Origin of the sequence: Dyella japonica DSM 16301, from assembly GCF_001010355.1 — a bacterium.
GTDB classification, from domain to species: domain Bacteria; phylum Pseudomonadota; class Gammaproteobacteria; order Xanthomonadales; family Rhodanobacteraceae; genus Dyella; species Dyella japonica.
Map to the genome: position 1 here is coordinate 1 of NZ_JPLA01000030.1, position 23,938 is coordinate 23,938.

22 protein-coding genes are annotated in these 23,938 nt (G+C 65.4%); 14 read left to right on the forward strand and 8 right to left on the reverse strand.

Annotation, left to right across the window (positions count from 1 at the left end):
• Positions 1 to 211: 211 nt before the first annotated feature.
• From Y882_RS11810 to rph, 5 genes are all read right to left on the reverse strand, one after another.
• Positions 212 to 571, reverse strand: a complete 360-nt coding sequence (locus Y882_RS11810; RefSeq protein ID WP_244466333.1) for a PilZ domain-containing protein — start codon at positions 569 to 571, stop codon at positions 212 to 214.
• Positions 568 to 2,850, reverse strand: coding sequence for a DUF1631 family protein (locus tag Y882_RS11815; protein ID WP_046972128.1), 2,283 nt, complete (start codon positions 2,848 to 2,850; stop codon positions 568 to 570). Before Y882_RS11815 ends, Y882_RS11810 begins: the two co-directional genes overlap by 4 nt.
• An 81-nt stretch (positions 2,851 to 2,931) precedes the next feature.
• Positions 2,932 to 4,098, reverse strand: a complete 1,167-nt coding sequence (gene hemW, locus Y882_RS11820; protein WP_046972129.1) for a radical SAM family heme chaperone HemW — start codon at positions 4,096 to 4,098, stop codon at positions 2,932 to 2,934.
• A 3-nt stretch (positions 4,099 to 4,101) separates the two neighbouring features.
• Positions 4,102 to 4,701: an RdgB/HAM1 family non-canonical purine NTP pyrophosphatase gene (gene rdgB, locus Y882_RS11825; protein WP_046972130.1), complete on the reverse strand. Its 600-nt coding sequence runs from the start codon at positions 4,699 to 4,701 to the stop codon at positions 4,102 to 4,104.
• 11 nt (positions 4,702 to 4,712) lie between these two features.
• Positions 4,713 to 5,444: a ribonuclease PH gene (gene rph, locus Y882_RS11830; protein WP_046972275.1), complete on the reverse strand. Its 732-nt coding sequence runs from the start codon at positions 5,442 to 5,444 to the stop codon at positions 4,713 to 4,715.
• A 77-nt stretch (positions 5,445 to 5,521) separates the two neighbouring features.
• Here rph and Y882_RS11835 point away from each other — a divergent pair, with 77 nt between their 5' ends.
• The 7 genes from Y882_RS11835 (at position 5,522) to Y882_RS11865 (ending at position 10,821) form a co-directional block, all read left to right on the forward strand.
• The gene (locus Y882_RS11835; RefSeq protein WP_046972131.1) at positions 5,522 to 6,382 is read left to right on the forward strand and encodes a YicC/YloC family endoribonuclease; all 861 of its coding nucleotides are present in this window, start codon (positions 5,522 to 5,524) and stop codon (positions 6,380 to 6,382) included.
• Positions 6,379 to 7,020 (forward strand): guanylate kinase, encoded by a 642-nt coding sequence (gene gmk / locus Y882_RS11840; RefSeq protein ID WP_046972132.1) that lies wholly within the window; start codon positions 6,379 to 6,381, stop codon positions 7,018 to 7,020. The genes Y882_RS11835 and gmk overlap by 4 nt, the downstream gene beginning before the upstream one ends.
• A 236-nt stretch (positions 7,021 to 7,256) precedes the next feature.
• The gene (locus Y882_RS11845) at positions 7,257 to 8,093 is read left to right on the forward strand and encodes an ABC transporter ATP-binding protein (RefSeq protein ID WP_046972133.1); all 837 of its coding nucleotides are present in this window, start codon (positions 7,257 to 7,259) and stop codon (positions 8,091 to 8,093) included.
• On the forward strand, positions 8,090 to 8,860 hold the full coding sequence (gene mlaE / locus Y882_RS11850) for a lipid asymmetry maintenance ABC transporter permease subunit MlaE (RefSeq protein WP_046972134.1): 771 nt from the start codon (positions 8,090 to 8,092) through the stop codon (positions 8,858 to 8,860). The genes Y882_RS11845 and mlaE overlap by 4 nt, the downstream gene beginning before the upstream one ends.
• Before the next feature lie 58 nt (positions 8,861 to 8,918).
• Positions 8,919 to 9,779: an outer membrane lipid asymmetry maintenance protein MlaD gene (gene mlaD, locus Y882_RS11855; protein ID WP_046972135.1), complete on the forward strand. Its 861-nt coding sequence runs from the start codon at positions 8,919 to 8,921 to the stop codon at positions 9,777 to 9,779.
• 53 nt (positions 9,780 to 9,832) lie between these two features.
• Complete coding sequence (locus tag Y882_RS11860) at positions 9,833 to 10,519, forward strand: MlaC/ttg2D family ABC transporter substrate-binding protein (RefSeq protein WP_046972136.1); 687 nt, start codon at positions 9,833 to 9,835, stop codon at positions 10,517 to 10,519.
• A gap of 2 nt (positions 10,520 to 10,521) precedes the next feature.
• Positions 10,522 to 10,821 (forward strand): STAS domain-containing protein, encoded by a 300-nt coding sequence (locus tag Y882_RS11865; protein ID WP_046972137.1) that lies wholly within the window; start codon positions 10,522 to 10,524, stop codon positions 10,819 to 10,821.
• 76 nt (positions 10,822 to 10,897) lie between these two features.
• Here the strand turns inward: Y882_RS11865 and Y882_RS11870 are convergent, their stop codons facing one another.
• Positions 10,898 to 11,743, reverse strand: a complete 846-nt coding sequence (locus Y882_RS11870) for an MlaA family lipoprotein (protein ID WP_046972138.1) — start codon at positions 11,741 to 11,743, stop codon at positions 10,898 to 10,900.
• 203 nt (positions 11,744 to 11,946) lie between these two features.
• Here Y882_RS11870 and rpoZ point away from each other — a divergent pair, with 203 nt between their 5' ends.
• The 7 genes from rpoZ (at position 11,947) to Y882_RS11905 (ending at position 20,320) form a co-directional block, all read left to right on the forward strand.
• The gene (gene rpoZ, locus Y882_RS11875) at positions 11,947 to 12,237 is read left to right on the forward strand and encodes a DNA-directed RNA polymerase subunit omega (RefSeq protein WP_046972139.1); all 291 of its coding nucleotides are present in this window, start codon (positions 11,947 to 11,949) and stop codon (positions 12,235 to 12,237) included.
• Positions 12,238 to 12,367: 130 nt separating this feature from the next.
• On the forward strand, positions 12,368 to 14,530 hold the full coding sequence (locus Y882_RS11880) for a RelA/SpoT family protein (RefSeq protein ID WP_046972140.1): 2,163 nt from the start codon (positions 12,368 to 12,370) through the stop codon (positions 14,528 to 14,530).
• Between the two features lie 209 nt (positions 14,531 to 14,739).
• Positions 14,740 to 15,123, forward strand: coding sequence for a RidA family protein (locus Y882_RS11885; RefSeq protein ID WP_046972141.1), 384 nt, complete (start codon positions 14,740 to 14,742; stop codon positions 15,121 to 15,123).
• An 80-nt stretch (positions 15,124 to 15,203) separates the two neighbouring features.
• A complete protein-coding gene (gene recG, locus Y882_RS11890; RefSeq protein ID WP_046972142.1) occupies positions 15,204 to 17,321 on the forward strand; it encodes an ATP-dependent DNA helicase RecG in 2,118 nt (705 codons plus the stop codon).
• A gap of 169 nt (positions 17,322 to 17,490) precedes the next feature.
• On the forward strand, positions 17,491 to 18,417 hold the full coding sequence (locus Y882_RS11895; protein WP_046972143.1) for a nucleoside hydrolase: 927 nt from the start codon (positions 17,491 to 17,493) through the stop codon (positions 18,415 to 18,417).
• 106 nt (positions 18,418 to 18,523) lie between these two features.
• A complete protein-coding gene (locus tag Y882_RS11900; protein WP_046972144.1) occupies positions 18,524 to 18,769 on the forward strand; it encodes a type B 50S ribosomal protein L31 in 246 nt (81 codons plus the stop codon).
• Between the two features lie 255 nt (positions 18,770 to 19,024).
• Positions 19,025 to 20,320 (forward strand): citrate synthase, encoded by a 1,296-nt coding sequence (locus Y882_RS11905; RefSeq protein WP_046972145.1) that lies wholly within the window; start codon positions 19,025 to 19,027, stop codon positions 20,318 to 20,320.
• Between the two features lie 145 nt (positions 20,321 to 20,465).
• On the opposite strand, the gene Y882_RS11910 is transcribed toward Y882_RS11905, so the two are convergent.
• Both Y882_RS11910 and Y882_RS11915 read right to left on the reverse strand, forming a co-directional pair.
• Positions 20,466 to 21,140 carry a hypothetical protein gene (locus Y882_RS11910; RefSeq protein ID WP_046972146.1) on the reverse strand — a complete coding sequence of 225 codons (675 nt, stop codon included), beginning with the start codon at positions 21,138 to 21,140 and terminating at the stop codon, positions 20,466 to 20,468.
• Positions 21,141 to 21,225: 85 nt separating this feature from the next.
• The gene (locus Y882_RS11915) at positions 21,226 to 23,754 is read right to left on the reverse strand and encodes a penicillin-binding protein 1A (protein WP_046972147.1); all 2,529 of its coding nucleotides are present in this window, start codon (positions 23,752 to 23,754) and stop codon (positions 21,226 to 21,228) included.
• Between the last annotated feature and the right edge of the window lie 184 nt (positions 23,755 to 23,938).

A 23,938-nucleotide genomic window follows, 5' to 3' on the forward strand; every position in this document is an offset into this window, starting at 1 on the left:
TCATACGGGGACCCCGGGGGTAGAGCCACATCAAGAGCCAGCAGCCGGCGTGTCCTTGCCGCTTGGGCAGAGCCGCTATTTGTGGGAGCGCACCCTGTGCGCGACAGGCCTACGGAGCGATGCATCCAGGCGCTGCGGTCGCGCACAAGGTGCGCTCCTACAAATGGGGGAGGCGTAGAGGCAGCTCGGATCAAGGCTTGCGTTGTGCCGCCTAACTTCTTTCCGGCTGCTCCAGCCATGCATCCAGCATTGCCGCGTCCGCATCATCGATCGCCACAATGCGATAGCCCGACCATACCTGGCCGGGGCTGGCGGCGGCTTCGTGCCACTGTTCCTGGATGCCGACCTCGATACTCTGCGGGGCGCTGCCCAGGCCGGGCAGGGACAGGCTGACCTGATAGATCGCTTCGCTGCGCGGCGGGTGCGTGCTGATCAGCAGCATGCCGTTGGCGGAGAGGTTGCCCAGGTGGCCGATCGGCTGGCCGGTGATCACGTCGGTGACCACGGCGGTGAAATTGGCGCGTTTGCGCAGGGCACGGCGCTGGTCGATGGAAGCAATGTTCTCGCTCACGTCGAAGCTCCACTACGCGCGGCTGGCTGGCCGGTGGTGATCTGGCGCAGGTGGCTGGTGAGTGCATGCCAGGCGCGATCGAGCAGGTTCTCGCGCACCGGCGGCATTTCGCGCACACGGCCACAGGCCATTTCGTGGGCGAGCTGTTCCAGCGTCATTTCCTGGCCGCGCAGGCCACGGCGGGTGACGAACAGGCTGTTGCCCGAGACCGGCGAATACCAGGCCAGCTTGCGTTCGGTGATGCGCCCATTGGACGGATCGATGAATTCGAACCAGCTGCCGAAGGGCAGTTGGCGCAGGCGCTGGCGGATGCGGCGCTCCGGCGATTCGGGCGGCGGCGTCGGTGCCGGCGGTGCAGCCGGAGCGGGTGCCGGCGTTTCGGACGCGCCATGCTCGCCCAGGCGCTGATGCTGTTTGAGCTTGAGCGCCAGTTCGGTGGTCGTCGCCGCTTCGCTGGTGGTCGGGCTGTTGGCCGGAATGCCCAGCAGGCGCTGCGCGACCTGCACGGATTCCTCGGCGTGCATGCCGATCTGTTGCAGGCCCGACTCCACTTCGGCCTGCAGCAGGTTGCGATCGAGCACGGGTTGCTGGCCGAGCAGCTGATCGGTGATGCGCAGGCGCAGCGTAAAGGCTTCGCTGTCTTCGCCATGGCGCAACAGGGTGAGTGCGAGTACGTCGGACCAGGCGCGCTCCAGCAGCGTGCGCAACAAGCCGCGCGGATTGCACTTGTCGAAGCGCTCCGTCATCAACTCAGCGGCGCGATGGCGCGCCTGCTCGAGCCGTTCGCGGCCCTGCATGGCTTCCACCTGGCGGCGTTCGGCGATCTGCGCCTTGCGGTTGAGCAGGCCCAGGTGATGTTCGATATCGGCCAGCAGGCTGGTGTAGAGACCGGTGCTGGGCGGTTCGCGGCGTGCACGGTCGACCAACTGGTTGATCTTCGCTTCCAGCGAGCGATCGACATCGCCTTCGGGTCCGTCCAGCCAGTCATTCGCCGCTTCGGCGACCAGACCCAGCAGCTTGCGCGCGGGATGTTCGCGCTGGTTGAAGAAGCCCTGGTCGGCCACCGCCATGCGCAACAGCGGCAACTGGAGATCGCCCAGCAGCGAGTGCGCGTTGCTCTTGTCGTGCACCTGCCGGTCCAGCTGCTCGAACAGCATGGCGACCAGTTCCACCGTGTCGCCTTGCTCCTCGGTCAGATGCATCTGCGCCGAGCCTGCCGGTCGGCCGGCATTGAGCTGGGTGATCAACTCCTCGCGCAGCGCCTGCGCGCTGAGCAGTTCGCGGCGCGCCTGCTCGGCAACATCGCTTACATGCAATTGCAGCGCGTCGAGCGCGAGCTGGAGTTCGCCGGGTGTCGCCGCGCGTCCACCATCCTGATAGCTCAGTGCACCTTGGCCCGCACGATGCTGGGCGAGCATTTCGCGCAGATTGTCGAGCACGGCGATGCTGTCGCTGCGCGGCGCGGCCGACGCAGCGGGCGGCGTAGGCGCGGCTGCCTGGCGGGGCAACGGCACCGGCGGATTGTCATTCGCGCCCGGGCGCGACTGGCGTTCAATGGGGGCACGCGTGGTCGGAAAGGCGCGCAGCTGCGGCAGGATGCCGTCGGCACGCAGATGTTCGTTGACGGTGTCGTACAGCGTCGACAGTCCTTGCACCACTGCCAGGTCGAAGCACTGCAACAGCAGCAGGCGATGTTCGACCGGCAATTCCAGCGTGGTCATGCCATCGCGGAAGGCATTGGCCAGCGCCTGCGGGCCCAAGGGCAGGCTTTCGCCTTCCAGCGGCGGCAGGCTGGCCAGCACGGCGAACCGATAGCCCAGTTCGAACAGCGCCGTGCCATGACGCGCTTCGCCGCGGGCGACCAGCTTGTCGAGCGCCACGGTTTGTTCGTGTTCGGTGGGGTCGAGCAGCTCCAGCGGGCGGCGTGGTGCATCGAGGTGCACCACTTCCGCTTCGTGCACCGTGCCCACGCTGCCGAAATGCTTGCGCACGCCCTCGATGAAGCGACGCTCCACGGGTGCGCGCTGCTGCTGGATCAGCTGGCGGGAATACAGGCATTGCTGCTGTTCGGCGGGATTGCGCGAGCGCTCGGCCTGCGCGTACAGGCGCTGCTCGGCCTCGAGGAAGCACTGGCGCAGCGGCGCCTCCAGCCAGCTGGTGCACAGGGAGTGCGTTTCTTCGATCAGGCGACGGGCACGCGGCGACCAGGCTGCATTGTCGGGACGCGCGTCCCGATCAGATGCATGCGGCGGCCGTCGACCCTGCTGTTCGACTTCCATGACAGACCTTGGCTGATTCCCCCCGGATGGCACAGAGTCTAAAGCGGGTATGACGTACACGCCATCGGCCGGACGGTGGATTCAGTCAAGGAATCCGGAAATGACGTCGTTGAGGAAGCGCTGGCCCAGCGCCGTGGTGTGCAGGCGGCCCGGATCGTCCACCAGCCAGCCCCGCTGGCGGGCATGGGCGAGGGCGCCGGCGATGCGCTCGAGCGGCAGGCCGGTGCGCTCGACGAAGTCGGCCATCGGCACGCCATCGATCAGGCGCAAGGCGTTGAGCATGTACTCGAACGGCAGTTCGTCCAGGGTTACCGGCGCGCTGCCGCCGATGCGCCCGTTGCCGGCGGGCGTTGCCAGATAGGCCTTGGGCAGCCGGGTCTTCCAGCGGCGGATGATCTGCCCGCTGGCCACATCGGTGACTTTGCCGTGGGCGCCGGCGCCGATCCCGAGGTAGTCGCCAAAGCGCCAGTAGTTGAGGTTGTGCGCGCAGCGACGGTCGCTCCGGGCATAGGCGGATACCTCGTATTGCCTATAGCCGGCGGCGCCGAGCTGTTGTTCGCAGGCCTCCTGCATGGCCCAGGCGTGATCGTCGTCCGGCAGCGGCGGCGGGTTGGCGGCGAAGGCCGTGTTCGGCTCCAGGGTGAGCTGGTAGTGCGAAATATGCGTGGGCTGCAGCGCGACGGCGCGTGCGACATCGGCCAGCGCGCCTTCCTGGGTCTGCTCGGGCAGCGCATACATCAGGTCGAGATTGAGATTGACGTAGCCCGCATCCTGGGCGGACTTCACCGCCGCTTCGGCCTCGCTGGCCGAGTGGATGCGGCCGAGCCGGCGCAGCTTGGCGTCGTCGAAGCTCTGGATGCCGAACGACAGGCGATTCACCCCGGCGGCCAGATAGCCGTCGAAACGTCCATGCTCGACCGTGCCGGGGTTGGTTTCCAGGGTGATCTCCGCATCGCTCGCCAACGGCAGGCGGGCGCGCACGCCGTCGAGAAAGCGGTCGATCAGCTCCGGCGCGAACAGGCTGGGCGTGCCGCCGCCGAAAAAGATCGTCTGCACCATGCGGCCGTGCACCGCGCCGCCGAAATCGAGCAGGTCGGCATCGAGGTCGGCCAACAGGGCGTCCACATAGCTTTCATACGGCGGTGTCTCACCGCGTACGCCGTGGGAATTGAAGTCGCAATACGGGCACTTCTTCACGCACCACGGCATGTGGACGTACAGCGACAGCGGCGGCGCGATCAGCGACATGGCTTAACCATGCGCCTCGGCGAGCTGGCTACGCAGCAGCGCCAAGGCACGGTCGCGATGGCTGATGCGATTCTTCAGGCCCGGCGGCAACTCGGCGGCGCTGACGGTCTCGTCTTCGGGCAGGAACAACGGGTCGTAGCCAAAGCCATGCACGCCACGCTGTTCGGTGAGCACATGGCCATGCCAGCGGCCTTCGGCGATCAGCGGCGCCGGATCATCGGCGTGTTGCAGCAGCACCAGCACGCAGATGAAGAACGCACCGCGCTGTTCGGTCGGCACGCCGTCCAGTTCACGCAGCAGGCGCGCGTTGTTGGCTGCGTTGTCGCCGTGCTGGCCGCTGTAGCGCGCCGAGTAGAGTCCCGGCGCGCCGCGCAGATGATGCACGCACAGCCCCGAGTCGTCGGCCAGCGCGGGCAGCCCGCTGATGCGCGAGGCATGACGCGCCTTGAGCAGCGCGTTTTCCACGAAGGTCAGGCCGGTTTCCTCGGCGTCGGGTACGTTGAACGCCGATTGCGGCTCGACCTGCAGGCCGCTGTCGGCCAGCAGGTCGTTGAACTCCGCCAGTTTGCCGGGATTGCTGCTGGCCAGGACGATACGAGTCATGCGCGAATCTCTTACGCCAGTTCGAGCGCGGCGCGCTGCGCGGCGACCAGTTCGGCGATGCCTTTTTCGGCAAGGCCGAGCAGGGCGTCCATCTCGTCGCGGCGGAACGCGTGGCCCTCGGCCGTGCCCTGCACCTCGATGAAGCCACCGCCGTCGTTCATCACCACATTCATGTCGGTATCGCAGTTGGAATCTTCGGCGTAGTCCAGATCGAGCACCGGCACGCCCTGATAGATGCCCACGGAGACTGCGGCGATGGCGCCCACGACCGGGTTGCGGCGCAGGTTCTCGCGCTTCATCAGCAGGTTCACTGCATCCACCAGCGCCACATAGGCGCCGGTGATGGCGGCGGTGCGGGTGCCGCCATCGGCCTGGATCACGTCGCAATCGAGCGTGATCACGCGCTCGCCCAGCGCCTGGCGATCCACGCAGGCGCGCAGGCTGCGGCCGATCAGGCGCTGGATCTCCATGGTGCGGCCGCCCTGGCCGCCGCGCGCGGCTTCGCGCTGCATGCGGGTATTGGTGGCGCGCGGCAGCATGCCGTATTCGGCGGTGATCCAGCCCTCGCCCTTGCCGCGCAGCCACGGTGGCACGCGGTCTTCGATGCTGGCGGTGCACAGCACGCGGGTGTCGCCGAAGCTCACCAGCACCGAGCCTTCGGCGTGGCGGGTGTAGTGGCGTTCGATGGTCACGGTGCGCAGCTGGTCGCTGGCGCGGCCACTGGGGCGGCTGGGAGAGCTCATGAGATTGGGGGCCATTGGGCAAGGCAGGGCGGGAAAGTTTACCATTGCGCCCTTTACTGATATTCGCAGGCGCTCAAATGACCCGCAGCATGACGGCTTATGCCTCCGCTGAGACGACCGGCCCCGCTGGCACGCTCAGCTGCGAGTTGCGTACGGTCAACCACCGCTACCTGGAGCTGAGCCCGCGCCTGCCCGACGAATTGCGGGTGTTCGAGTCGGCCCTGCGCGAGCGCATCGCCGCCAAGCTGTCGCGCGGCAAGGTGGACGTCACCGTGCGCCTGCGCGGCGAATCCCGCGCCGAATCCATGCAGGTCAACGCCACCGCGCTGGCACGCCTGTCCGAGCTGGCGCAGGACCTGGAAGCGCGTTTCCCGCGCATGAACATCGAATTCACCGAACTTCTGCGCTTCCCCGGCGTGCTGCAGCAGTCCGAAGTGGACCCGGAGGTCCTGCAGGCCTCGCTGCTCGACGTGCTGGATCGGGCGCTCGAAGCGCTCACCGCCACCCGCGAGCGCGAAGGCGCCAAGCTGGCCGAGCTCTTGACCGAGCGCCTGGACGCCATCGAGCGCATCGTGGCCGACGTGCGCAGCTTCATGCCGCAAATCCGCGAAGGCCTGCGAGCCCGCCTGGAATCGCGCCTGGCCGATCTCAAGCAGCCCGCCGATCCGGGTCGCCTGGAGCAGGAGCTGGTGCTGCAGATCACCCGCAGCGACGTCGATGAAGAACTCGATCGCCTGACCACCCACATCGTCGAAACCCGCCGCGTGCTGAGCACCAAGGAACCGGTCGGTCGCCGCCTGGATTTCCTTATGCAGGAATTCAACCGTGAAGCGAACACCCTGGGCTCCAAGGCGGTGGACGTGCGCAGCACCAATGCCGCGGTGGATCTGAAAGTGCTGATCGAGCAGATGCGCGAACAGGTGCAGAACATCGAATGAACACCGCCACGCCTCACGCGCAAGACACCCAGTGCACCCTGTTCGTGGTCGCTGCGCCTTCGGGTGCGGGCAAGTCCACCCTGGTCAACGCGCTGCTGGAGCGTGAGCCGTCGATTTCGCTGTCCGTTTCGCACACCACGCGCCCGCCGCGTCCCGGCGAGCAGTACGGCCGCCACTATTACTTCGTGGAACGCGAGGTGTTCGAGCAGGAGGTGGCCGACGGCATCTTCCTCGAGCACGCCGAAGTGCACGGCAATCTCTATGGCACCTCGCGCACCACGGTGGATACGCTGCTGGGGCAGGGCTGCGACGTGCTGCTGGAGATCGACTGGCAGGGTGCGCGGCAGATCCGCCAGAGCAAGCCCGATTGCGTGAGCGTATTCATCCTGCCGCCCTCGCGACCCGAGCTGGAGCGCCGACTGCGCGGCCGCGGGTCGGACAGCGCCGAAGTGATCGCCCGCCGTCTGCACAATTCGCGTGAGGAAATCGCCCACGCGCATGAGTTCGATTACATCATCGTCAACGACAATTTCGAGACGGCGCTGGATGACCTGCAAGGCATCGTGCGGGCCACGCGTCTGCGTTCGGCGTTGCAGCTGAAGCGGCATGAGACGTTGATCGAGGAACTGCTGGCCTGACCTCGATGTCCTGTGTGTAGGAGCGCACTTGTGCGCGACCGCAGCGAGCCGGTGCTCCTCAGTTGTCCTGGTCAAATGAGCGCCACCCTGTGGCGCGGTCGCGCACAAGTGCGCTCCTACAGTTGCCTCTAAGCTTTTGTTCCGTTAGCCATTACTGACCGCTACGACGATTCGTACATGGCCTTCACGGCCCTATTCAGCTAACTTGTTGCCTTTACCCAGGCCCCTTATCGCCCATGACCGACTCCATTAGCGCCAAGCCCGAGGACAGCACCCTGGTGCGCGTCCGTGGCCTGACCACGGTGCTCAATGGCAAGAAGGTGTTCGATGCGCTGGATATCGATATACCGCGCGGCAAGATCACCGCCATCATGGGTCCCAGCGGCACCGGCAAGACCACCCTGCTCAAGCACATCACCGGGCAGATGCGCGGCGATGCGGGCGAGGTGCTGGTGGATGGCCAGAACGTGGCGACGCTGTCGCGCGACAAGCTGTTCGAGCTGCGCGAGCGCATCGGCTACCTGTTCCAGAACTCCGCCCTGCTCACCGATTTCGACGTGTTCGAAAACGTGGCGTTTCCGCTGCGCCAGCATACCGAATTGCCGGAAGTGCTGATCCGCAACATCGTGCTGACCAAGCTGCAGGCGGTGGGCCTGCGCGGCGCGGCGGGGCTGATGCCGACCGAGCTGTCCGGCGGCATGGCGCGGCGCGTGGCGCTGGCGCGCGCGATCGTGTTCGATCCGATGCTGATCCTGTACGACGAGCCCTTTGTCGGTCTCGACCCGATCGCCCTGAACCAGGTGCTCAAGCTGATCCGCACGCTCAACCAGACGCTGGGCATCACCAGCGTGCTGGTGGCGCATGAGCTGGAAGCAATCAAGCAGGTGGCCGATCACATCTACCTGATCGCCAACGGCAAGGTGGTCGCGCAGGGCGATCCCAAGACCATCGCCAACGACGGTTCGCCGTGGACGCGCCAGTTCTTCGGCGGCGACGCGGACGGTCCGGTGCCATTCCAGTATCCGGCCGGCGACTTGGGCGTATCGCTCGGTTTTCCAGGGAAGAACGCATGAGCGTCGCAAGCTCCGAAAACATCGTGGTGCGTTCGCTGTCGCAGATCGGCGACTGCGGATTGTTCCTGTTGCGCATGATTGCGGCGATCCCGCGCAGCATGCGCCACTACCGCGAGACGATCCGCCAGCTGTGGTTCGTCGGCGCGATGAGCCTGATCATCATCATGGTCTGCGGCCTGTTCGTGGGCATGGTGCTGGGCTTGCAGTTGTACGACGTGCTGTCGATCTTCGGCGGCACCTCCGCCACCGGCACCGTGGTGGCGATTGCCATTTATCGCGAGCTGGGTCCGGTGGTGACGGCGCTGCTGTTTGCCGGCCGCGCCGGCACCTCGGTGACCGCCGAGATCGGCCTGATGCGCGCCACCGACCAGATCGCCGCGATGGAAATGATGGCGGTCGATCCGATCGCCTATGTGGCCGTGCCGCGCTTCCTCGCCGGCGTGATCGCCATGCCGCTGCTGGCCTGCGTGTTCTGCGCGCTGGGCATCTTCGGCGGGCACCTGGTGGGCGTGAGCTGGCTGGGCATCGATAACGGCACCTTCTGGTCGAACATGACCGCCACCGTCGAGGTGGTGAAGGACGTGATCAACGGCGTGCTGTGGAAAAGCATCGTGTTCGGCATCGTGGTGTCGCTGATCGCCGTGTTCCAGGGCTACACCACGCCGCCGACCAGCGAGGGCGTGGCCTATGCCACCACCCGTACCGTGGTCGCTTCGTCCATCGCCATCCTGGCGCTCGACTTCGTGCTCACCGCGTTCCTGATGTGAGTGATCCGATGAGCGCCGACCTGACCGTATCCAACCCCTATTCCATGAGGATCGTGCCGTGAGCCAGAGACAATCGTATGCCGTCGGCACCGGCCTGTTCATCGTGCTCGGTTTTACCGCGCTCGGTTATCTCGCCACGCAGACCACCTCGGTGGCCAACTCCAGCCGCGGGCCCAGTTACACCGTGGAGGCGCACTTCGCCAACATCGGCCAGCTCAAGGAGCGCGCGCCGGTGAAGGTGGCCGGCGTACGCGTGGGCCAGGTGCAGTCGATCGTGCTCGATCCGGGCAAGGAGACGGCCGATGTGAAGCTGGCGATCGACCAGCGCTACAACCAGATTCCGGACGATTCGGTCGCCACCATCTTCACCAGCGGCCTGCTGGGCGACCAGTACGTCGGCCTGCGCTATGGCACTTCCAAGAAGACCCTGGCCGACGGCGGCGAGCTCGCGCTCACCCGCCCGGCGCAGCAGCTGGAGGAAATGCTCGGCAAGTTCTTCGGCGCCGGCGGCGTGGCGGACAACCTGGGCGGCAGCTACGTGGTCAAGGCCCGCTTCACCAACGTGGGTGCGCTTTCCGTGGGCGCGCCGGTGAAGATGGCCGGCGTGGCCATCGGCAGCGTGCAGTCGATCAATGCCGACCCGGTCAAGCTCGACGCCCTGGTCACCCTGGCCATCGACAAGCGCTACAACCAGATTCCGGACGATTCGGCCGCCGCGGTGTTCACCAGTGGTTTGATCGGCACCCAGTACGTTGCGATCCAGCCCGGCGGTTCGCCGGACGCGCTCAAAAACGGCGATGAGATGGTGCTGACCCAGTCGGCCATGCAGATCGAAGACCTGATCGGCAAGTTCCTGGTCAGTGGCTCGTCCTCGGGCAAGCCGGCCGATGGCGGCAAGTCCGACGGCGACAAACATTGAATCGGCGCCTCGCGCACCGATATTCCAACGTAATACCTTTCAGGAGTTTCCCCATGTTGCGCAGTCTGGCCATTGCCACCGCTCTCGCCTTCGGCACCGTGATCGCCGCGCCTGTCTTTGCCCAGGATGCGACGCAGGGCGCCGCTGCCCAGCAGACGCCGGTGCAGGTGGTGCAGGCGGTGTCCGACGATCTGGCCAAGGCGATTGACGGCCACCAGAAGGAGCTCAAGACCAATCGCGAGAAGCTGATCAGCGTGATCGACGATGCGTTCCTGCCGCACTTCGACATCGATTACGCCTCGATCCTGGTGCTCGGCCAGCACGCCCGCGAAGCCACGCCGGACCAGCGCTCGCGCTTCGCCAAGGCGTTCTACAACTCCATCACCCACCGTTATGCCGAAGGCCTGCTCGATTACACCCGCGGCCGCGTCAAGGTGCTGCCGTTCACCGGCGACATGAGCGACAAGCGCACCATCGTGCGCAGCCAGGTGGTGCTCGATGACGGCAAGACCGTCGCCGTGGACTACGCCTTCCGCAAGGACAAGAACGGCAACTGGAAGGCCTACGACGTGATCATCGAAGGCATTTCGTATATCACCAACTATCGCAACCAGGTCGACGCCGAAATCCGCAAGGTCGGCATCGACAAGCTGATCAGCAACCTGGAAACCCAGGGCGATCAGGCGCTCAAGGAAATGGAGCAGGCGGACAAGGCGCAGCAGCCGGGCGCCAAGTCTTGAGCATGGCCGAAGTAGCCGTGCGCATCGATGAAGGCTCGCCGGGCAGCGTACGCGTGTCCGGCGAGCTGACCTTCGGCAATGCGGCAGCGGCGCTCAAGGCGATGGATACGGCGGTCGCGCGTGATGGCCGCTCCGAGCTGGACCTGTCCGGCGTCACCCGCAGTGACAGCGCCGGCCTGGCCTGTGTGCTGGCGGTGCTGGCGCAGTCGGCCGAGCGTGGGCGCAAGCTGAAGGTGAGCAACATGCCCGAGGGGATGCACCTGCTGGCCAGTGTGTGCGAGGTCGAAGGCCTGATGGTCTGAGCCTCGTTCAACGCGCCGGCTGGACAGAAAAAAGGGGCCTTGCGGCCCCTTTTTGTTTCTGGCGAAGAAGGACGCTTCAGTCCTTCTTCGGCGCCGGCTGGTCTTTCGACGCCTGCGGCTGTTTGTTTTCCCACTTCTGCTGCTCGTCGAGCAGTTCGTCCGGATCGAAGCTCTTGTCGTGCAGGCCCTGCAGCTGCTCGATCACGTCTTCCGGCGGGTTGCCGTCGTAGATCTTGTAGATGCGCTGCTGGCGATAGGCGTCGCGGATGAAGGCATACGGATCGTAGGCCGAGTTGAGGAAGCTCTCCGCATCGATGGCGCTGGAGCGGATGGTCACCAGGTACATCAGCTCAGGCAGGTACTGCTGGCCGTACTCGTAGTGGTTGTTGCGCGAGAAATAGCTGATCGGGTCGAAGAAATAACCGTCGACCGGCACCTGCCAGAAGTCGCGCGCCGTGGTCGGCCCGAAGAACGGCAGCATCAGGTACGGGCCGTCCGGTACGCCCCAGCGGGCCAGCGTCACGCCAAAATCGGTGTCGTCCAGCGGAATGCCGAGCTGGCTGGCCGGATCGAAGAAGCCGCCGATACCCAGGGTCAGATTGACCAGGAAGCGGCTGCTGCCCTGCAGCGCCTGCTTCGGCCGCGCCTGCAGCAGGTCGTTGGCCACCGTGATCGGCATGCGGATATTGGTGAAGAAATCGGCCATGCAGCGACGGATGGTCGGGTTGGTGACCTTGCGGTAACCCACGGCGACCGGGCGGATGATCGCCTTGTCCAGGTCGTTGTTGAACGCATAGACCTTGCGGTTCATATGCTCGTACGGATCATCGGTACGAGGCTTGGCGATGCTGCAACCAGCAAGCAGGGCCACGGCGACCAGGGGCAGGCTGCGCATGGCGAGAGAACGGAAGGCGGACGGCATGGAGGCGACAGTCCTGGAGGGGCCGGAGGGAGTACAATATTGTACTGTTGGGTTTTTTATTATGTATAGGCCCCCTTTAGTGTCAGGGCGCCAGGCTGCAGGCGGTGCGAACCCCGCATCATAGAGCCTTGCTGCATTGCCAGCAAAGCCGCCGCTGGCTACACTGACAGGTGATAAGTCGTTTTATTTTCTGAGGATTTCAGATGGCCCGCATTACCGTCGAAGACTGCCTGCAGGTAGTCGACAACCGCTTCGAACTGGTGCTGATGGCGACCAAGCGCGCCCGCCAGCTCTCCAAGGGTGCCGAACCGGCAGTGCATCCCGACCACGATAAGCCGACGGTGCTCGCCCTGCGCGAAATTGCCGACCGTCGCATCGACCAGGCCACGATCGACGAGATCGACAAGTCCGAGCGCGAGCGCGCCGAGCGTGAAGCGCTCGAGTGGGCTGCCGCCGAAGTGGACGACGATCTCTCCAAGGGTGGAGATGACTGATGGAGGGCGGCTGTAGCCAGCAACGCCCCGGCGCCGGCTCGTCCGGCGCTTTGCGCTGCGGGCTTCATGTCGCCAGCCTCGCTTCCCTTGAACGAAGCGAGGCGGTCGCCTGAGCGGGGACCGAACAACCATGCCGGCCGTCACGGACTCCACCTCGGATACGTCGACGCTGCCGCCGTACGTGCTGGCTCTGAAAGAGCGCGTGGCCTACCTGCCCGAGTCGCAGGTGGCCCGCGTGGTGCGCGCCTACGAAGTGGGCGCGGTGGCGCACGAAGGTCAGGCCCGCAAGAGCGGTGAGCCTTACATCACCCATCCCGTCGCCGTGGCCGGCATCCTGGCCGAGCTGGGGATGGACGCCGAGACCATCATCGCGGCGATCCTGCACGACACCCTGGAAGACACCTCGCTGAGCCGCACCGAGCTCGCCGGTGAGTTTGGCGAGACCGTCGCCGAGCTGGTCGATGGTGTCACCAAGCTGGACAAGATGAGCTTTTCCAGCCGCCAGGAAGCGGACGCGGAAAGTTTCCGCAAGATGCTGTTGGCGATGGCGCGCGACCTGCGCGTGATCCTGATCAAGCTGTCCGATCGTCTGCACAACATGCGCACGCTGGGCGCCAAAGACGCCCCGTCGCGTCGCCGCATCGCCCGCGAAACCCTGGAAATCTACGCGCCCATCGCGCAGCGCCTGGGCATGAACAAGTTCAAGGCGGAGCTGCAGGACCTGGGCTTCCGCGCGCTTTATCCCGACCGCTACCGCGTGATCAGCGAGCGCATCCGCGCGGCGCTGGGCAATCGCCGCGAAGCGATGGGCAAGATCGAAGCGGCGCTGTCCACGCGCCTGGGCGCCGACCACATCACCGCCAAGGTTGTGGGTCGCATCAAGTCGCCGTGGAGCATCTATTCGAAGATGCGCAACGAGCACAAGAGCTTTGCGCAGCTGATGGACGTCTACGGCTTCCGCGTGGTGGTCGATTCGGCCATGAGTTGCTACATGGCACTGGGCGCCGTGCACGGGCTGTACAAGCCGGTGGATCGACGGTTCAAGGATTTCATCGCCATTCCCAAGGCGAACGGCTACCAGTCGCTGCACACCGTGCTGCTCGGGCCGTTCGGCGCGCCGATCGAGGTGCAGATCCGCACGGCGGAGATGGACTCGGTGGCCGAGCGCGGCGTGGCGGCCCACTGGGCGTACAAGACCGATTCGGGTCCGGCCAACAGTGCGCAGGCGCGCGCCCGTGAATGGCTGTCGTCGCTGGCGGACAGCCAGGCCAATACGGTGTCGTCGTCCGAGTTCATCGAGAACGTCAAGATCGACCTGTTCCCGGACGAGGTCTATCTGTTCACGCCGCGCGGCGATATTCTCGCGTTGCCGCGCAATGCCACGGCGCTCGATTTTGCTTATGCCGTGCACACCGACGTGGGTGATCACGCGGTGGCCGCGCGCGTGGACAAAAAACTGGTGCCGCTGCGCACGCGCCTGGAATCGGGCCAGCTGGTGGAAATCATCACGGCGCCATCCGCACTGCCCAATCCGGCGTGGCTGGAATCGGTGGTGACCGGCAAGGCGCGGACGGCCATCCGCCAATACCTCAAACACCTGCAGCACGAAGATGCCGTGGACTTCGGCCACCGCATGCTCGATCGCGCCCTCGATGCGCTGGGCACCAGCCTCGATGCGATTCCGCCCGCCGTGCTGGATCGTTTCCTGGAAACTTCCAAGCTCAAGCGCCTGGAGGAGTTGCTCTCGGATATCGCGCTGGGCAATCGCATTCCGCATCTGGTGGCCAGTCAGCTGGTGGCGGCGCGCGGCAAGAAATCCTCCGACGTGCAGCAATCGCCGCATGTGATGGAGAAGATCCGCATCACCGGCGCCGAACGCGGCGTGCTGAGCTTCAGCAATTGCTGCCATCCGCTGCCGGGCGACGAGATCATCGGCTATCTGTCCTCGGGCAAGGGCATCGTGGTCCATCGCGTGGAATGCCCGAACGTGGTCGAGCTGCGCAAGTCGCCGGAGCGCTGCGTGGCGATCGAATGGGACCGCGACGTGCAGGGCGATTACCGCGCCGAACTGCGCATCGAAGTCATCAACCGCCCGGGCGTGCTCGCCACCGTGGCGGCAGCCATTGCAGCGGCGAACTCGAACATCGAGAACGTGGAATACGTCGAGCGCGATGCCGCCGCGGCCACGCTGTTGTTCGCGCTGGAAGTGAAGAACCGCAAGCATCTGGCCGAAGTGATCCGCCGCGTGCGCCGCACCGGCGTGGTGAGTGGCGCTTACCGCTACCCCTTGTAGAGCAGAAGTGAGTGGAGAGGAGTGAGAAGTGAGAGAGGGCTGGCGGCCCTGCGCTCTTCTCTCACTCATCTTCCCTCTCTTGTAGAGCAGGAGTGAGTGGAGAGGAGTGAGAAGTGAGAGAAGGCTTGAGCGCTCTCTCTCACTTCTCACTCCTCTTCCCTCCCTCCTGCCTTTAAACTCTGAGCCCTCAGCAACCACGAGGCCTCCCCATGTCCCGCAGCATCATCACCACCGACAAGGCGCCCGCCGCCATTGGTCCGTACTCGCAGGCCGTGCGCACCGGCAACACGGTGTATTTCTCGGGCCAGATTCCGCTCGATCCGGCCACCGGCCTGATGGTGGAAGGCGATATCGCGCTGCAGGCGCGCCAGGTGTTCGTCAACCTCAAGGCGGTGGCCGAGGCTGCCGGTGGTTCGCTGGAAAAGATCGTGCGCGTCGGCATCTACGTGACCAACCTGGGTCACTTCGCCACCGTCAACGAGATCATGTCCGAGTATTTCCAGGCGCCGTTCCCGGCGCGCTCGACCATCGAAGTGTCTGCATTGCCGAAGCTGGCGGACATCGAGGTCGACGCCATCATGGTGCTGGACTGATCGAACCGCACGCTCCGCGCTGACAGGTGGCCGCGTGTGGCCGGCTGCAGCGCGAGGGTAGGCTCGGTTAGGCTTCGTCGATGCCGCCCAGTCGCGTCCATGCCGCCACCATCCTTTCCGATCCCGGCGCCACGCCGGTTTCGGCGTTGCCCGGGGTCGGGCCGGCGCTGGCGGAAACGCTGGCGCGGCTGGGCCTGGAGCGCGTGCAGGACCTGTGGTTCCACCTGCCGCTGCGTTACGAAGACCGCACCCACCTCACCTCCATTGCCGATCTGCGTCCCGGCGAACGCGCACAGGTGGAGGGCGTGGTCGAGGCGGTCGAGCGCGGTTTTCGCTATCGGCCGCAGTTGAAGGTGGCGATCACCGACGGTTCGCAGCAGACCCTGGTGCTGCGCTTTTTCCATTTCAATCGCAGCCAGTCCGAACAGCTTAAGCCCGGCACGCGCCTGCTCTGTTACGGCGAAGTACGGCAGGCGGCGCTGGGCCTGGAGATGGTGCACCCGCAGTACCAGCGACTGAGCGGCGACGAGCCTGCGGTCGTCGATGAATTGCTGACGCCGGTCTATCCGACCACCGAGGGGCTGGGGCAGAAACGACTCGCCGGCGTGATCGCCAAGGCGCTGGCTCTGCTCCCGCAGGACGCGCAGCTGGAGTTGATACCCACCGAGCTCTGCGTCGCGCACGGCCTGACGTCGCTGCGCGAAGCGCTTCTGTATGTGCATCGCCCGCCGCCGGATGCCCATCTCGGCCAGCTCACCACCGGCCGCCATCCTGCGCAGCAACGGCTGGCGTTCGAAGAGTTGCTCACCCAACACCTCAGCCTCAAACGCATGCGCGCGGCGGTACGCCGGCGTCATGCGCCGCGACTGCAGGGCACCGGCGAGCTGCGCCAGCGACTGCTGGCCAGCCTGCCGTTCGGGCTCACCGGCGCGCAGCAGCGGGTGAGCGGGGAGATTGCCAAGGACATCGCCCAGGCCAGCCCGATGTTGCGGCTGGTGCAGGGCGACGTCGGCAGCGGCAAGACCATCGTGGCGGCGCTCGCTGCGCTGGCGGCGGTGGAGTCGGGCCAGCAGGTCGCCCTGATGGCGCCTACGGAATTGCTGGCCGAGCAGCATCTGCAGCACTTCCGCCATTGGCTCACGCCGCTGGGCATCGAAGTGGCCTGGCTCGCCGGCAAGGTGACCGGCAAGGCGCGCCAGCAGGCTCTGCAGCGCGTGGCATCAGGCGCCCATGTGGTGATCGGCACACATGCCCTGATGCAGGAGGGCGTGTCCTTTGCGCAGCTCGGTCTGGTCATCGTGGACGAGCAGCATCGCTTCGGCGTGCAGCAGCGCCTGTCCTTGCGTGACAAGGGTGCGGATCACGAGAGCGGCCTGGTGCCTCATCAGCTGGTGCTGACCGCCACGCCGATACCGCGCACGCTGGCCATGAGCGCATATGCGGATCTCGATGTATCAGCGATCGACGAATTGCCGCCCGGTCGCACGCCCGTGCAGACCATCGCGATTTCCAATGCGCGCCGCTTCGATGTGATCGAACGCATCCACGCCGCCTGCCTGGAAGGGCGCCAGGCTTACTGGGTATGCACGCTGATCGAAGAATCCGAGCAGCTGCGCGCGCAGGCTGCCGAAGTGGCGCACGCGGAGTTGTCCTCGGCGCTGTCCGATTGCCGCATCGGCCTTATCCACGGGCGCATGAAGCCCAAGGAAAAGCAGGCCGTGATGGATGCCTTCAAGGCAGGCGAGCTTTCAGTGCTGGTCTCCACCACCGTCATCGAAGTGGGCGTGGACGTGCCCAACGCCAGCCTGATGGTGATCGAAAACAGCGAACGGCTCGGTCTGTCCCAGCTGCATCAGTTGCGCGGGCGCGTCGGGCGAGGTGCGATCGCTTCCAATTGCGTGCTGCTGTATCAGCCGCCGCTCGGCCAGCTGGCGCGCGAACGCTTGCAGGTGATGCGCGACACCAACGACGGTTTTCGTATCGCCGAGAAGGACCTCGAACTGCGCGGCCCCGGCGAAGTGCTTGGCACGCGGCAGACCGGTCAGCTGAGTTTCCGCATCGCCGATCTCGCAAGGGACGCGCATCTGCTGCCCGCCGTGCAGGAAGTTGGCGCAGTGTTGTTGGCCCATCATCCGCAGCAGGCCGAAGGGCTGATCGCGCGCTGGATCGGCGCCGCTGCACGCTACGCCCACGCCTAGCCAGGAACCCTGTGGGAGCGCACCCTGTGCGCGACAGCCTTTCGCGGCCACCTCGCAGGGCGCGTCGCGCACAGGGTGCGCTCCCACAATGATTTGCGATCCGGTTCAGGCTTGCACCAGCCCGCAGAACGCCTAAGCTAATCGGTTCGCTCCCCAACGCGAGTTCCCCATGACCCAGCTGCAACTGTTGATCGACACCGACCCGGGCGTAGACGATGCGCTCGCCATCCTGATGGCGCACGCGCATGCCGACGTGCTCGGCCTGACGATTGCGGCCGGCAATGTCGGTCTCGCCCATACGGTGCGCAATGCGCGCACGCTGGTCGATCTGGTGGGCACGTCCACGCCGGTTTTCCCGGGTTGCCCGACGCCGCTGGTGCGCATGCCCGAAGAGGATGCCGTGCATGTGCATGGCAGCGACGGCCTGGGTGATGTCGGTTTTCCCGAACCGCGCACCGTGGCCGCCGATGAGCACGCCGTGCACGCACTGATCCGCCTCACCCGCGAGCATCCTGGGCTGACCCTGGTGGCCCTGGGGCCGCTGACCAATCTCGCCCTGGCCGTACGGCTCGATCTCACGCTGCCGCAGCGGGTGAGGCGCCTGGTGATCATGGGCGGTGCGGTTACCGGCCTGGGCAATACAGGCAAGATTCCCGCCGAATTCAATATCGGTTTCGATCCCGAGGCGGCGCACGTCGTGTTCGAGGCCTTCCCGATGTTCGATCTGGTCGACTGGGAAGTGGTGCTGCGCCACGCCTTCGATGACGAGGAATTCAATCGCTGGATCGCCGCCGGCGATCAGCGCGCCAGCTTCTTTGAGCAGGTGTTCGGTACGGCACGCGCGTTCAATGCCAAGCGCGGCCGTCGGGGCGTGATCGCGGCGGATGCACTGGCGATGGCGGTGGCGATCGATCCGGCCATGGTGACGCGCGCGGAAGAACGCCACGTCGCGGTGGAAATGGATGGCCGCCTGACCCGCGGCGCCACCGTGGTGGACTGGACCGCCAGGCTGGGCCGACCGGCCAATGCGCGCATCGTGATGGAGGTCGATCAGGCCCGTTTCGGCGCCATGGTGCGGCGGGCGCTGGGCGCCTGAACGGCTATAATCAGGGCTGTACCGGTCCAAGTCACTGAGCGACTTGCCAATGGGGGCGGCCCATGGTTAAAATGCCGCTCTTTTCACCCACCGCTTTGAGTCAGTCATGAAGCCCGATATCCATCCCAACTATCGCCAGGTGGTGTTCCAGGACCTGTCGTCCGACTTCGCGTTCCTGACGCGCTCGACGATTTCTTCCAAGGACACCGTCAAGTGGGAAGACGGCAACGAGTACCCGCTGGTCAAGGTGGATATCTCGAGCCATTCCCATCCGTTCTACACCGGCAAGCAGAAGTCGCTGGACACCGGCGGCCGCGTCGACAAGTTCCGTCGTCGCTACGCGCAGAAGTAATCGCGCGAAGCCATCTGCTGTCACGCTGCGGCCACGCAGCGTACGCATGAAAAAGTGCACGGGGCGAGCTGATGCTCGCCCCGTGTGTTTTTGCGTCTGCCATCCGACCATCCGCTAGGGCATGTTGGCGGGTCGATATGCGATAATCGGCGGCGAGGTGTCGCAGCCTTCCCCCCAATGCGACATCAACCCTACCTCGCCGGCCATCGCCTCGCGCGACACGTCGGCGACGACATTTCGTGAAGGAGGTTTTCCGTGTCCGATTCCAAGATCGTCAAGTTGGTGGATGAGTCGACCAACCGCAGCAGTGAACTGCCCCTGCTCAGCGGCACGCTAGGTCCCGCATGCATCGACATCGGAACGCTGTACAAGGACACGGGACATTTCACCTACGACCCGGGTTACGGCAGCACCGCCAGCACCAAGAGCGCCATCACCTATATCGACGGCGACGAAGGCGTGCTGCTGTATCGCGGCTACCCCATCGAGCAGCTGGCCGAGAAGTCGAATTTCCTCGAGACCTCCTACCTGCTGCTCAATGGCGAGCTGCCGACCAAGGACCAGTTCTCCAAGTTCGAGCACGACATCACGCATCACACGATGATGCATGAGTCGCTGAAGGACTTCTTCAAGGGCTTCCACCACGACGCGCATCCGATGGCCATGCTGGCCGCTTCGGTGGCGTCGCTGTCGGCCTTCTACCACGACGATATCGACGTCGATAACGCCGACGACCGCAAGCTGGCCGCGATCCGCCTGATCGCCAAGATGCCGACGATTGCCGCCGCCTGCTACCGCTATTCGATCGGCTGGCCGTTCCGCTATCCGCGCAACAACCTCGAGTACGTCGACCGCTTCCTGCACATGATGTTCGAAGTGCCGAGCGAGCCGCTGGAGATGAGCCCGGTCGCCGCCAAGGCGCTGGACCTGTTGTTCATCCTGCACGCCGACCACGAGCAGAACGCCTCCACCTCGACGGTGCGCCTGGTCGGTTCGACCGGTGCCAACCCGTACGCCTCCATCGCAGCCGGCATCACCGCGCTGTGGGGTCCGGCCCATGGTGGCGCGAACGAAGCCGTGCTCAAGATGCTCGAAGAGATCGGCACCGCCGACAAGGTCGAGACGGCCGTCAAGCGCGCCAAGGACAAGAACGACAACTTCCGCCTGATGGGCTTCGGCCACCGCGTGTACAAGAACTTCGATCCGCGCGCGAAGATCATCCGCGAGATGTGCCACAAGGTGCTCAACGAGCTGGGCGTCAATGACCCGCTGCTCGACGTGGCCATGAAGCTGGAAGAGGCCGCGCTGAAGGACGACTACTTCGTCGAGCGCAAGCTCTACCCGAACGTCGACTTCTACTCGGGCATCATCTACAAGGCCCTGGGTATCCCGACCGAAATGTTCACGGTGATGTTCGCCATCGCGCGTACCTCGGGCTGGATCTCGCACTGGATCGAGCAGCATGAAACGCCGGGATCGCGTATCGGCCGTCCGCGCCAGATCTATACGGGTGCTGACGTGCGCAACTATGTGGCCAGCGACAAGCGTTGATACGCTGGTTCATTGACTAGAAAAAAAGCCCCGGTTTTCCGGGGCTTTTTTTGTGGGTGTCGGCAAGGTTGTGTCGCGCACAGGGTGCGCTCCCACAATGGTCGCGGCACATCTGTGGGAGCGCACCCTGTGCGCGACAGACCTGTCAACGAAGCGCTGACGACAACATCCGTTCAAACTCGTCGTCGTTATCCGCCGTAGCCAGCAACTCCTCGACGGCCGTGATCGACGCACGCCGCATCGGCTTCTCATCGATGCGATCCAGCGGTGCCTGCTTCAGCGCGTCGCGTGGCAATACGGTGATGTCGAAGGGCAGTCCGTCCGCGGCAAACAGCAGCACGGGATATTCCTCCTGCTCGTCGCGGGTCGTGCGCAGGCGGCGCGTCTGCTGGGTGAGCGGGACGCCGCGTTCCTGCATGAAGAGCACAACGCTTTCGGCGGTGTCGCTGAAGACATGCAGGCAGACGGCCGAGTGGGCATCCGCGGTGCCTTCGAGTACGGCGCCGACCAGTCGTGGATCGAAGCGGTCCAGGAAGCGCATGGCTTCAACGGCGGCCTCGCGCCGCTCCTGCAGCAGCTGGGGCTGGGATTCGGCGTGGAAGATGCGCTGGTGTTCCCGCAGTGCGTCTTCGATCTCGTTGTTGCGCGGCAAGGCCTGCGCGTCGAGGATGCCCAGCCGCTCGGCGGCCTTGACCTTGGCGTGATGGAAGTCGCGGATGCCGTGCTCGCTCATCAGTCGCGCCGCCTCCTGGGCGACGCGAAGACGATTGCGCTGCAGGCGATCCTGCGCGTGGATGCGGTGATGCTGACCTCGTGCCATGCCTCATTCCCCCGGCAATCTGGCGCCCGTCGTTGCGGGCGACAGCGGCAGCACGGTTAGGTGACGGAACCGGCGCTGCCGACGATTAGAAGATGTCGTAGGCGTGCTGCTGATCCTGGTCCTCCTGCTGCTGGTTGGCCTGGTTACGCAGTCGATCAACGTCTTCGACCTTGAAGATCTCCGACATGATGTTCGGGTCGTCCGCGCCGGCGGGCAGGCCGCTCTGGCGGTCTATCTGTACCGTAGTGATACCCGGCGGCAACGGCAAGATGGAGGGCGGCTGGTCCTTCAGCACCGCGCCGGTATAGCTCATCCAGATCGGCAGGGCGGCCTTGGCGCCGAACTCGCCCTTGCCGAGCGAGCCGAAGTCGTCAAAACCGACCCACACCGACGTGACCAGGTCGCCGTTGAAGCCGACAAACCAGGCATCGCGATGGTCGTTGGTCGAGCCGGTCTTGCCGGCCAGGTCGGTGCGGCCGAGCGCGGCGGCGGCGGCGCCGGTGCCGCGCTTGACCACATCCTGCATCAGCGAGGTGACCAAGTAGTCGTTGCGCACCTCGATCACCTGCGGCGCCAGCACCGGCGGATGGGTGCCGTCGCCATGGGCATCGGCCGGGAGCACGGCATCGCCGACGCCGGCCACGCTGCCGGAGGTCGTCGGGACGGTGGCGGCAGCCGCCACCGAATTCCCAGGCGCGGCGCCCGTATTGGCCGGCGGCGGACCGGGCGGGCGGGTATCCAGCAGGCGCTCGGCGCAAGTACGGCAGGCGCGGGCGGGATTGGCCTGGTAGACCGGCTTGCCGTCGCGGTCATCGATCTGGCTGATGAAGTACGGGGTGACCAGGTAGCCGCCATTGGCAAACACGGCATAGCCGCGGGCCATGCTCATCGGCGACACCGAGGCGGTGCCCAGCGCCATCGACAGGTTGCTGGGCAGCGAATCGAGGGCGAAGCCGAAGCGGGTGGCGTAATCCCGGGCAAAGCGCACGCCGATGGCGTCGAGCAGTCGCACCGACACCAGGTTCTTGGACTGCACCAGGGCCTCGCGCAGGCGGATCGGGCCATCGAACTTGTCATCGTCGTTGGACGGCGTCCACAGGCCGCCGGGGCGTGACGGGTCGGGCAGGGCGAGCGGCGCATCGTTGACGATGGAGGCGGGCGTAAAGCCGCGCTCGAACGCCGCCGAGTAGATGAAGGGCTTGAAGCTCGAACCCGGCTGACGCGCGGCCATCACCGCGCGGTTGAACTTGCTGCGCAGGAAGTTGAAGCCGCCCACCAGGGCCTGCAGCGAGCCGTCCTCGGGATTGAGGGAGACCAGCGCACCCTGGGCGGCCGGGATCTGGGTCAACAGCCACTGGCCCTTGTCGTCGCGCGAGACGCGGATGATGTCGCCGCGCTTGAGCACGGTGGCGACGCTCTTGGGCGTGGCGCCCACGCGGGTGTCGTCAATGCGCGGACGGGCCCAGCTCATCGCCTCCAGGTTCAGTTTCACCTCGTCGCGGCTGACCAGATAGACGCTGGCCTCGGTGGCCGATACCTGGGTGACGATGCCCGGCTGCATGCCGGAAATGTCGGTATAGCCGGCCAGGGCGCGCTCCAGTTCGTCCGTGCCGGCGTCGGCCGCCAGCTCCTGGTGGGCCTCGGGGCCGCGCCAGCCGTGGCGGTGGTCGTACTCGACCAGGCCCGAGCGCATCGCGTCCACCGCGGCCTGCTGGCGCTTGCTGTCGACCGTGGTCTTGACCACATAGCCTTCGGTGAGGGCGTCGTTGCCCAGGCGGTCGAGCACCTGCAGGCGCACCATTTCGGCCAGGTACGGCGCATCCACCTCGATCGCCGGCTCATGCGGCGAGGCGTTGATCGGCTCGGCGATGGACTGCTCGTACTCGGCCTTGGAGATGAAGCGGTTCTCCAGCATCTGGCCCAGCACCCAGTTGCGGCGCGCCATCATGCGCTTGGGGCTGTTGAGCGGGTTCACCAGCGAGGGCAGCTGGAAAGTCGAGGCCAGGGTGGCGCATTCGGCCACGGTGAGCTGGTCCAGGGTCTTGCCGTAGTAATAGGAGGCTGCCGCGGCCACGCCGTAGGAGCGGTGGCCCAGGAACATCTTGTTGAGATAGAGCTCCAGGATCTGGTCCTTGGTCAGCTCGCTCTCCATGCGCAGGGCGATGAAGATCTCGGTCAGCTTGCGCGAATAGAGCTTTTCCGGGCTCAGGAAGAAGTTGCGCGCCACCTGCTGGGTGATGGTGGAGCCGCCCGAGCCCTTGTCGCCGCCCGAGGCCACCACATGCCAGCTGGCGCGGGCGATGCCGTGCCAGTCCACGCCCGGGTGCTGGTAGAAGCTGGCGTCCTCGGCGGCCAGTACGGCGTGCTTGAGCCGGTCGGGGACCTGGTCGATCGCCACGGGGATGCGGCGGGTCTCGCCGAAGCTCGCAATCAGCTTGCCATCTGCCGAAAGCACCCTAAGCGGCACCTGCATGTGGTAGTCCTTAAGGACCGCCACGGAGGGGAGCCGGGGGGAAATAAGCCAGTAGGCCACGCCGACCGCCGCGACACCCAGCAGCAAACCTGTAAAAGCCAGGACGAGGATCCAGCGCAGCAACCGCTTAAGAATTTGCATGATTTGGGTGTTTGCGAGACGTGAGTCAAAACAAGTCAGAGTATAGATGTAGCAGTATCCACGGCATGAACCGAGCCCGTCACAGCAAGAAGCAGGCCAGGGCCCCAGTCGCCCAACCTGTGGATGCCGTCACGCGAATCAGTCGAGAAAAAGCTCGTAGGCCGTTGCCAATACGTTAATTTTT

Excerpts from the sequence above, each read along its gene's own strand:
- Y882_RS11815 (WP_046972128.1), bottom strand. The coding sequence starts at position 2,850 with ATGGAAGTCGAACAGCAGGGTCGACGGCCGCCGCATGCATCTGATCGG.
- Y882_RS11860 (WP_046972136.1), top strand. The coding sequence starts at position 9,833 with ATGTTGCGCAGTCTGGCCATTGCCACCGCTCTCGCCTTCGGCACCGTG.
- gmk (WP_046972132.1), top strand. The coding sequence starts at position 6,379 with ATGAACACCGCCACGCCTCACGCGCAAGACACCCAGTGCACCCTGTTC.
- rpoZ (WP_046972139.1), top strand. The coding sequence starts at position 11,947 with ATGGCCCGCATTACCGTCGAAGACTGCCTGCAGGTAGTCGACAACCGC.
- Y882_RS11880 (WP_046972140.1), top strand. The coding sequence starts at position 12,368 with ATGCCGGCCGTCACGGACTCCACCTCGGATACGTCGACGCTGCCGCCG.
- rdgB (WP_046972130.1), bottom strand. The coding sequence starts at position 4,701 with ATGACTCGTATCGTCCTGGCCAGCAGCAATCCCGGCAAACTGGCGGAG.
- Y882_RS11885 (WP_046972141.1), top strand. The coding sequence starts at position 14,740 with ATGTCCCGCAGCATCATCACCACCGACAAGGCGCCCGCCGCCATTGGT.
- Y882_RS11835 (WP_046972131.1), top strand. The coding sequence starts at position 5,522 with ATGACCCGCAGCATGACGGCTTATGCCTCCGCTGAGACGACCGGCCCC.
- mlaE (WP_046972134.1), top strand. The coding sequence starts at position 8,090 with ATGAGCGTCGCAAGCTCCGAAAACATCGTGGTGCGTTCGCTGTCGCAG.
- rph (WP_046972275.1), bottom strand. The coding sequence starts at position 5,444 with ATGAGCTCTCCCAGCCGCCCCAGTGGCCGCGCCAGCGACCAGCTGCGC.
- Y882_RS11870 (WP_046972138.1), bottom strand. The coding sequence starts at position 11,743 with ATGCCGTCCGCCTTCCGTTCTCTCGCCATGCGCAGCCTGCCCCTGGTC.
- Y882_RS11900 (WP_046972144.1), top strand. The coding sequence starts at position 18,524 with ATGAAGCCCGATATCCATCCCAACTATCGCCAGGTGGTGTTCCAGGAC.
- Y882_RS11845 (WP_046972133.1), top strand. The coding sequence starts at position 7,257 with ATGACCGACTCCATTAGCGCCAAGCCCGAGGACAGCACCCTGGTGCGC.
- recG (WP_046972142.1), top strand. The coding sequence starts at position 15,204 with ATGCCGCCCAGTCGCGTCCATGCCGCCACCATCCTTTCCGATCCCGGC.
- Y882_RS11865 (WP_046972137.1), top strand. The coding sequence starts at position 10,522 with ATGGCCGAAGTAGCCGTGCGCATCGATGAAGGCTCGCCGGGCAGCGTA.
- Y882_RS11895 (WP_046972143.1), top strand. The coding sequence starts at position 17,491 with ATGACCCAGCTGCAACTGTTGATCGACACCGACCCGGGCGTAGACGAT.
- hemW (WP_046972129.1), bottom strand. The coding sequence starts at position 4,098 with ATGTCGCTGATCGCGCCGCCGCTGTCGCTGTACGTCCACATGCCGTGG.
- Y882_RS11915 (WP_046972147.1), bottom strand. The coding sequence starts at position 23,754 with ATGCAAATTCTTAAGCGGTTGCTGCGCTGGATCCTCGTCCTGGCTTTT.
- Y882_RS11910 (WP_046972146.1), bottom strand. The coding sequence starts at position 21,140 with ATGGCACGAGGTCAGCATCACCGCATCCACGCGCAGGATCGCCTGCAG.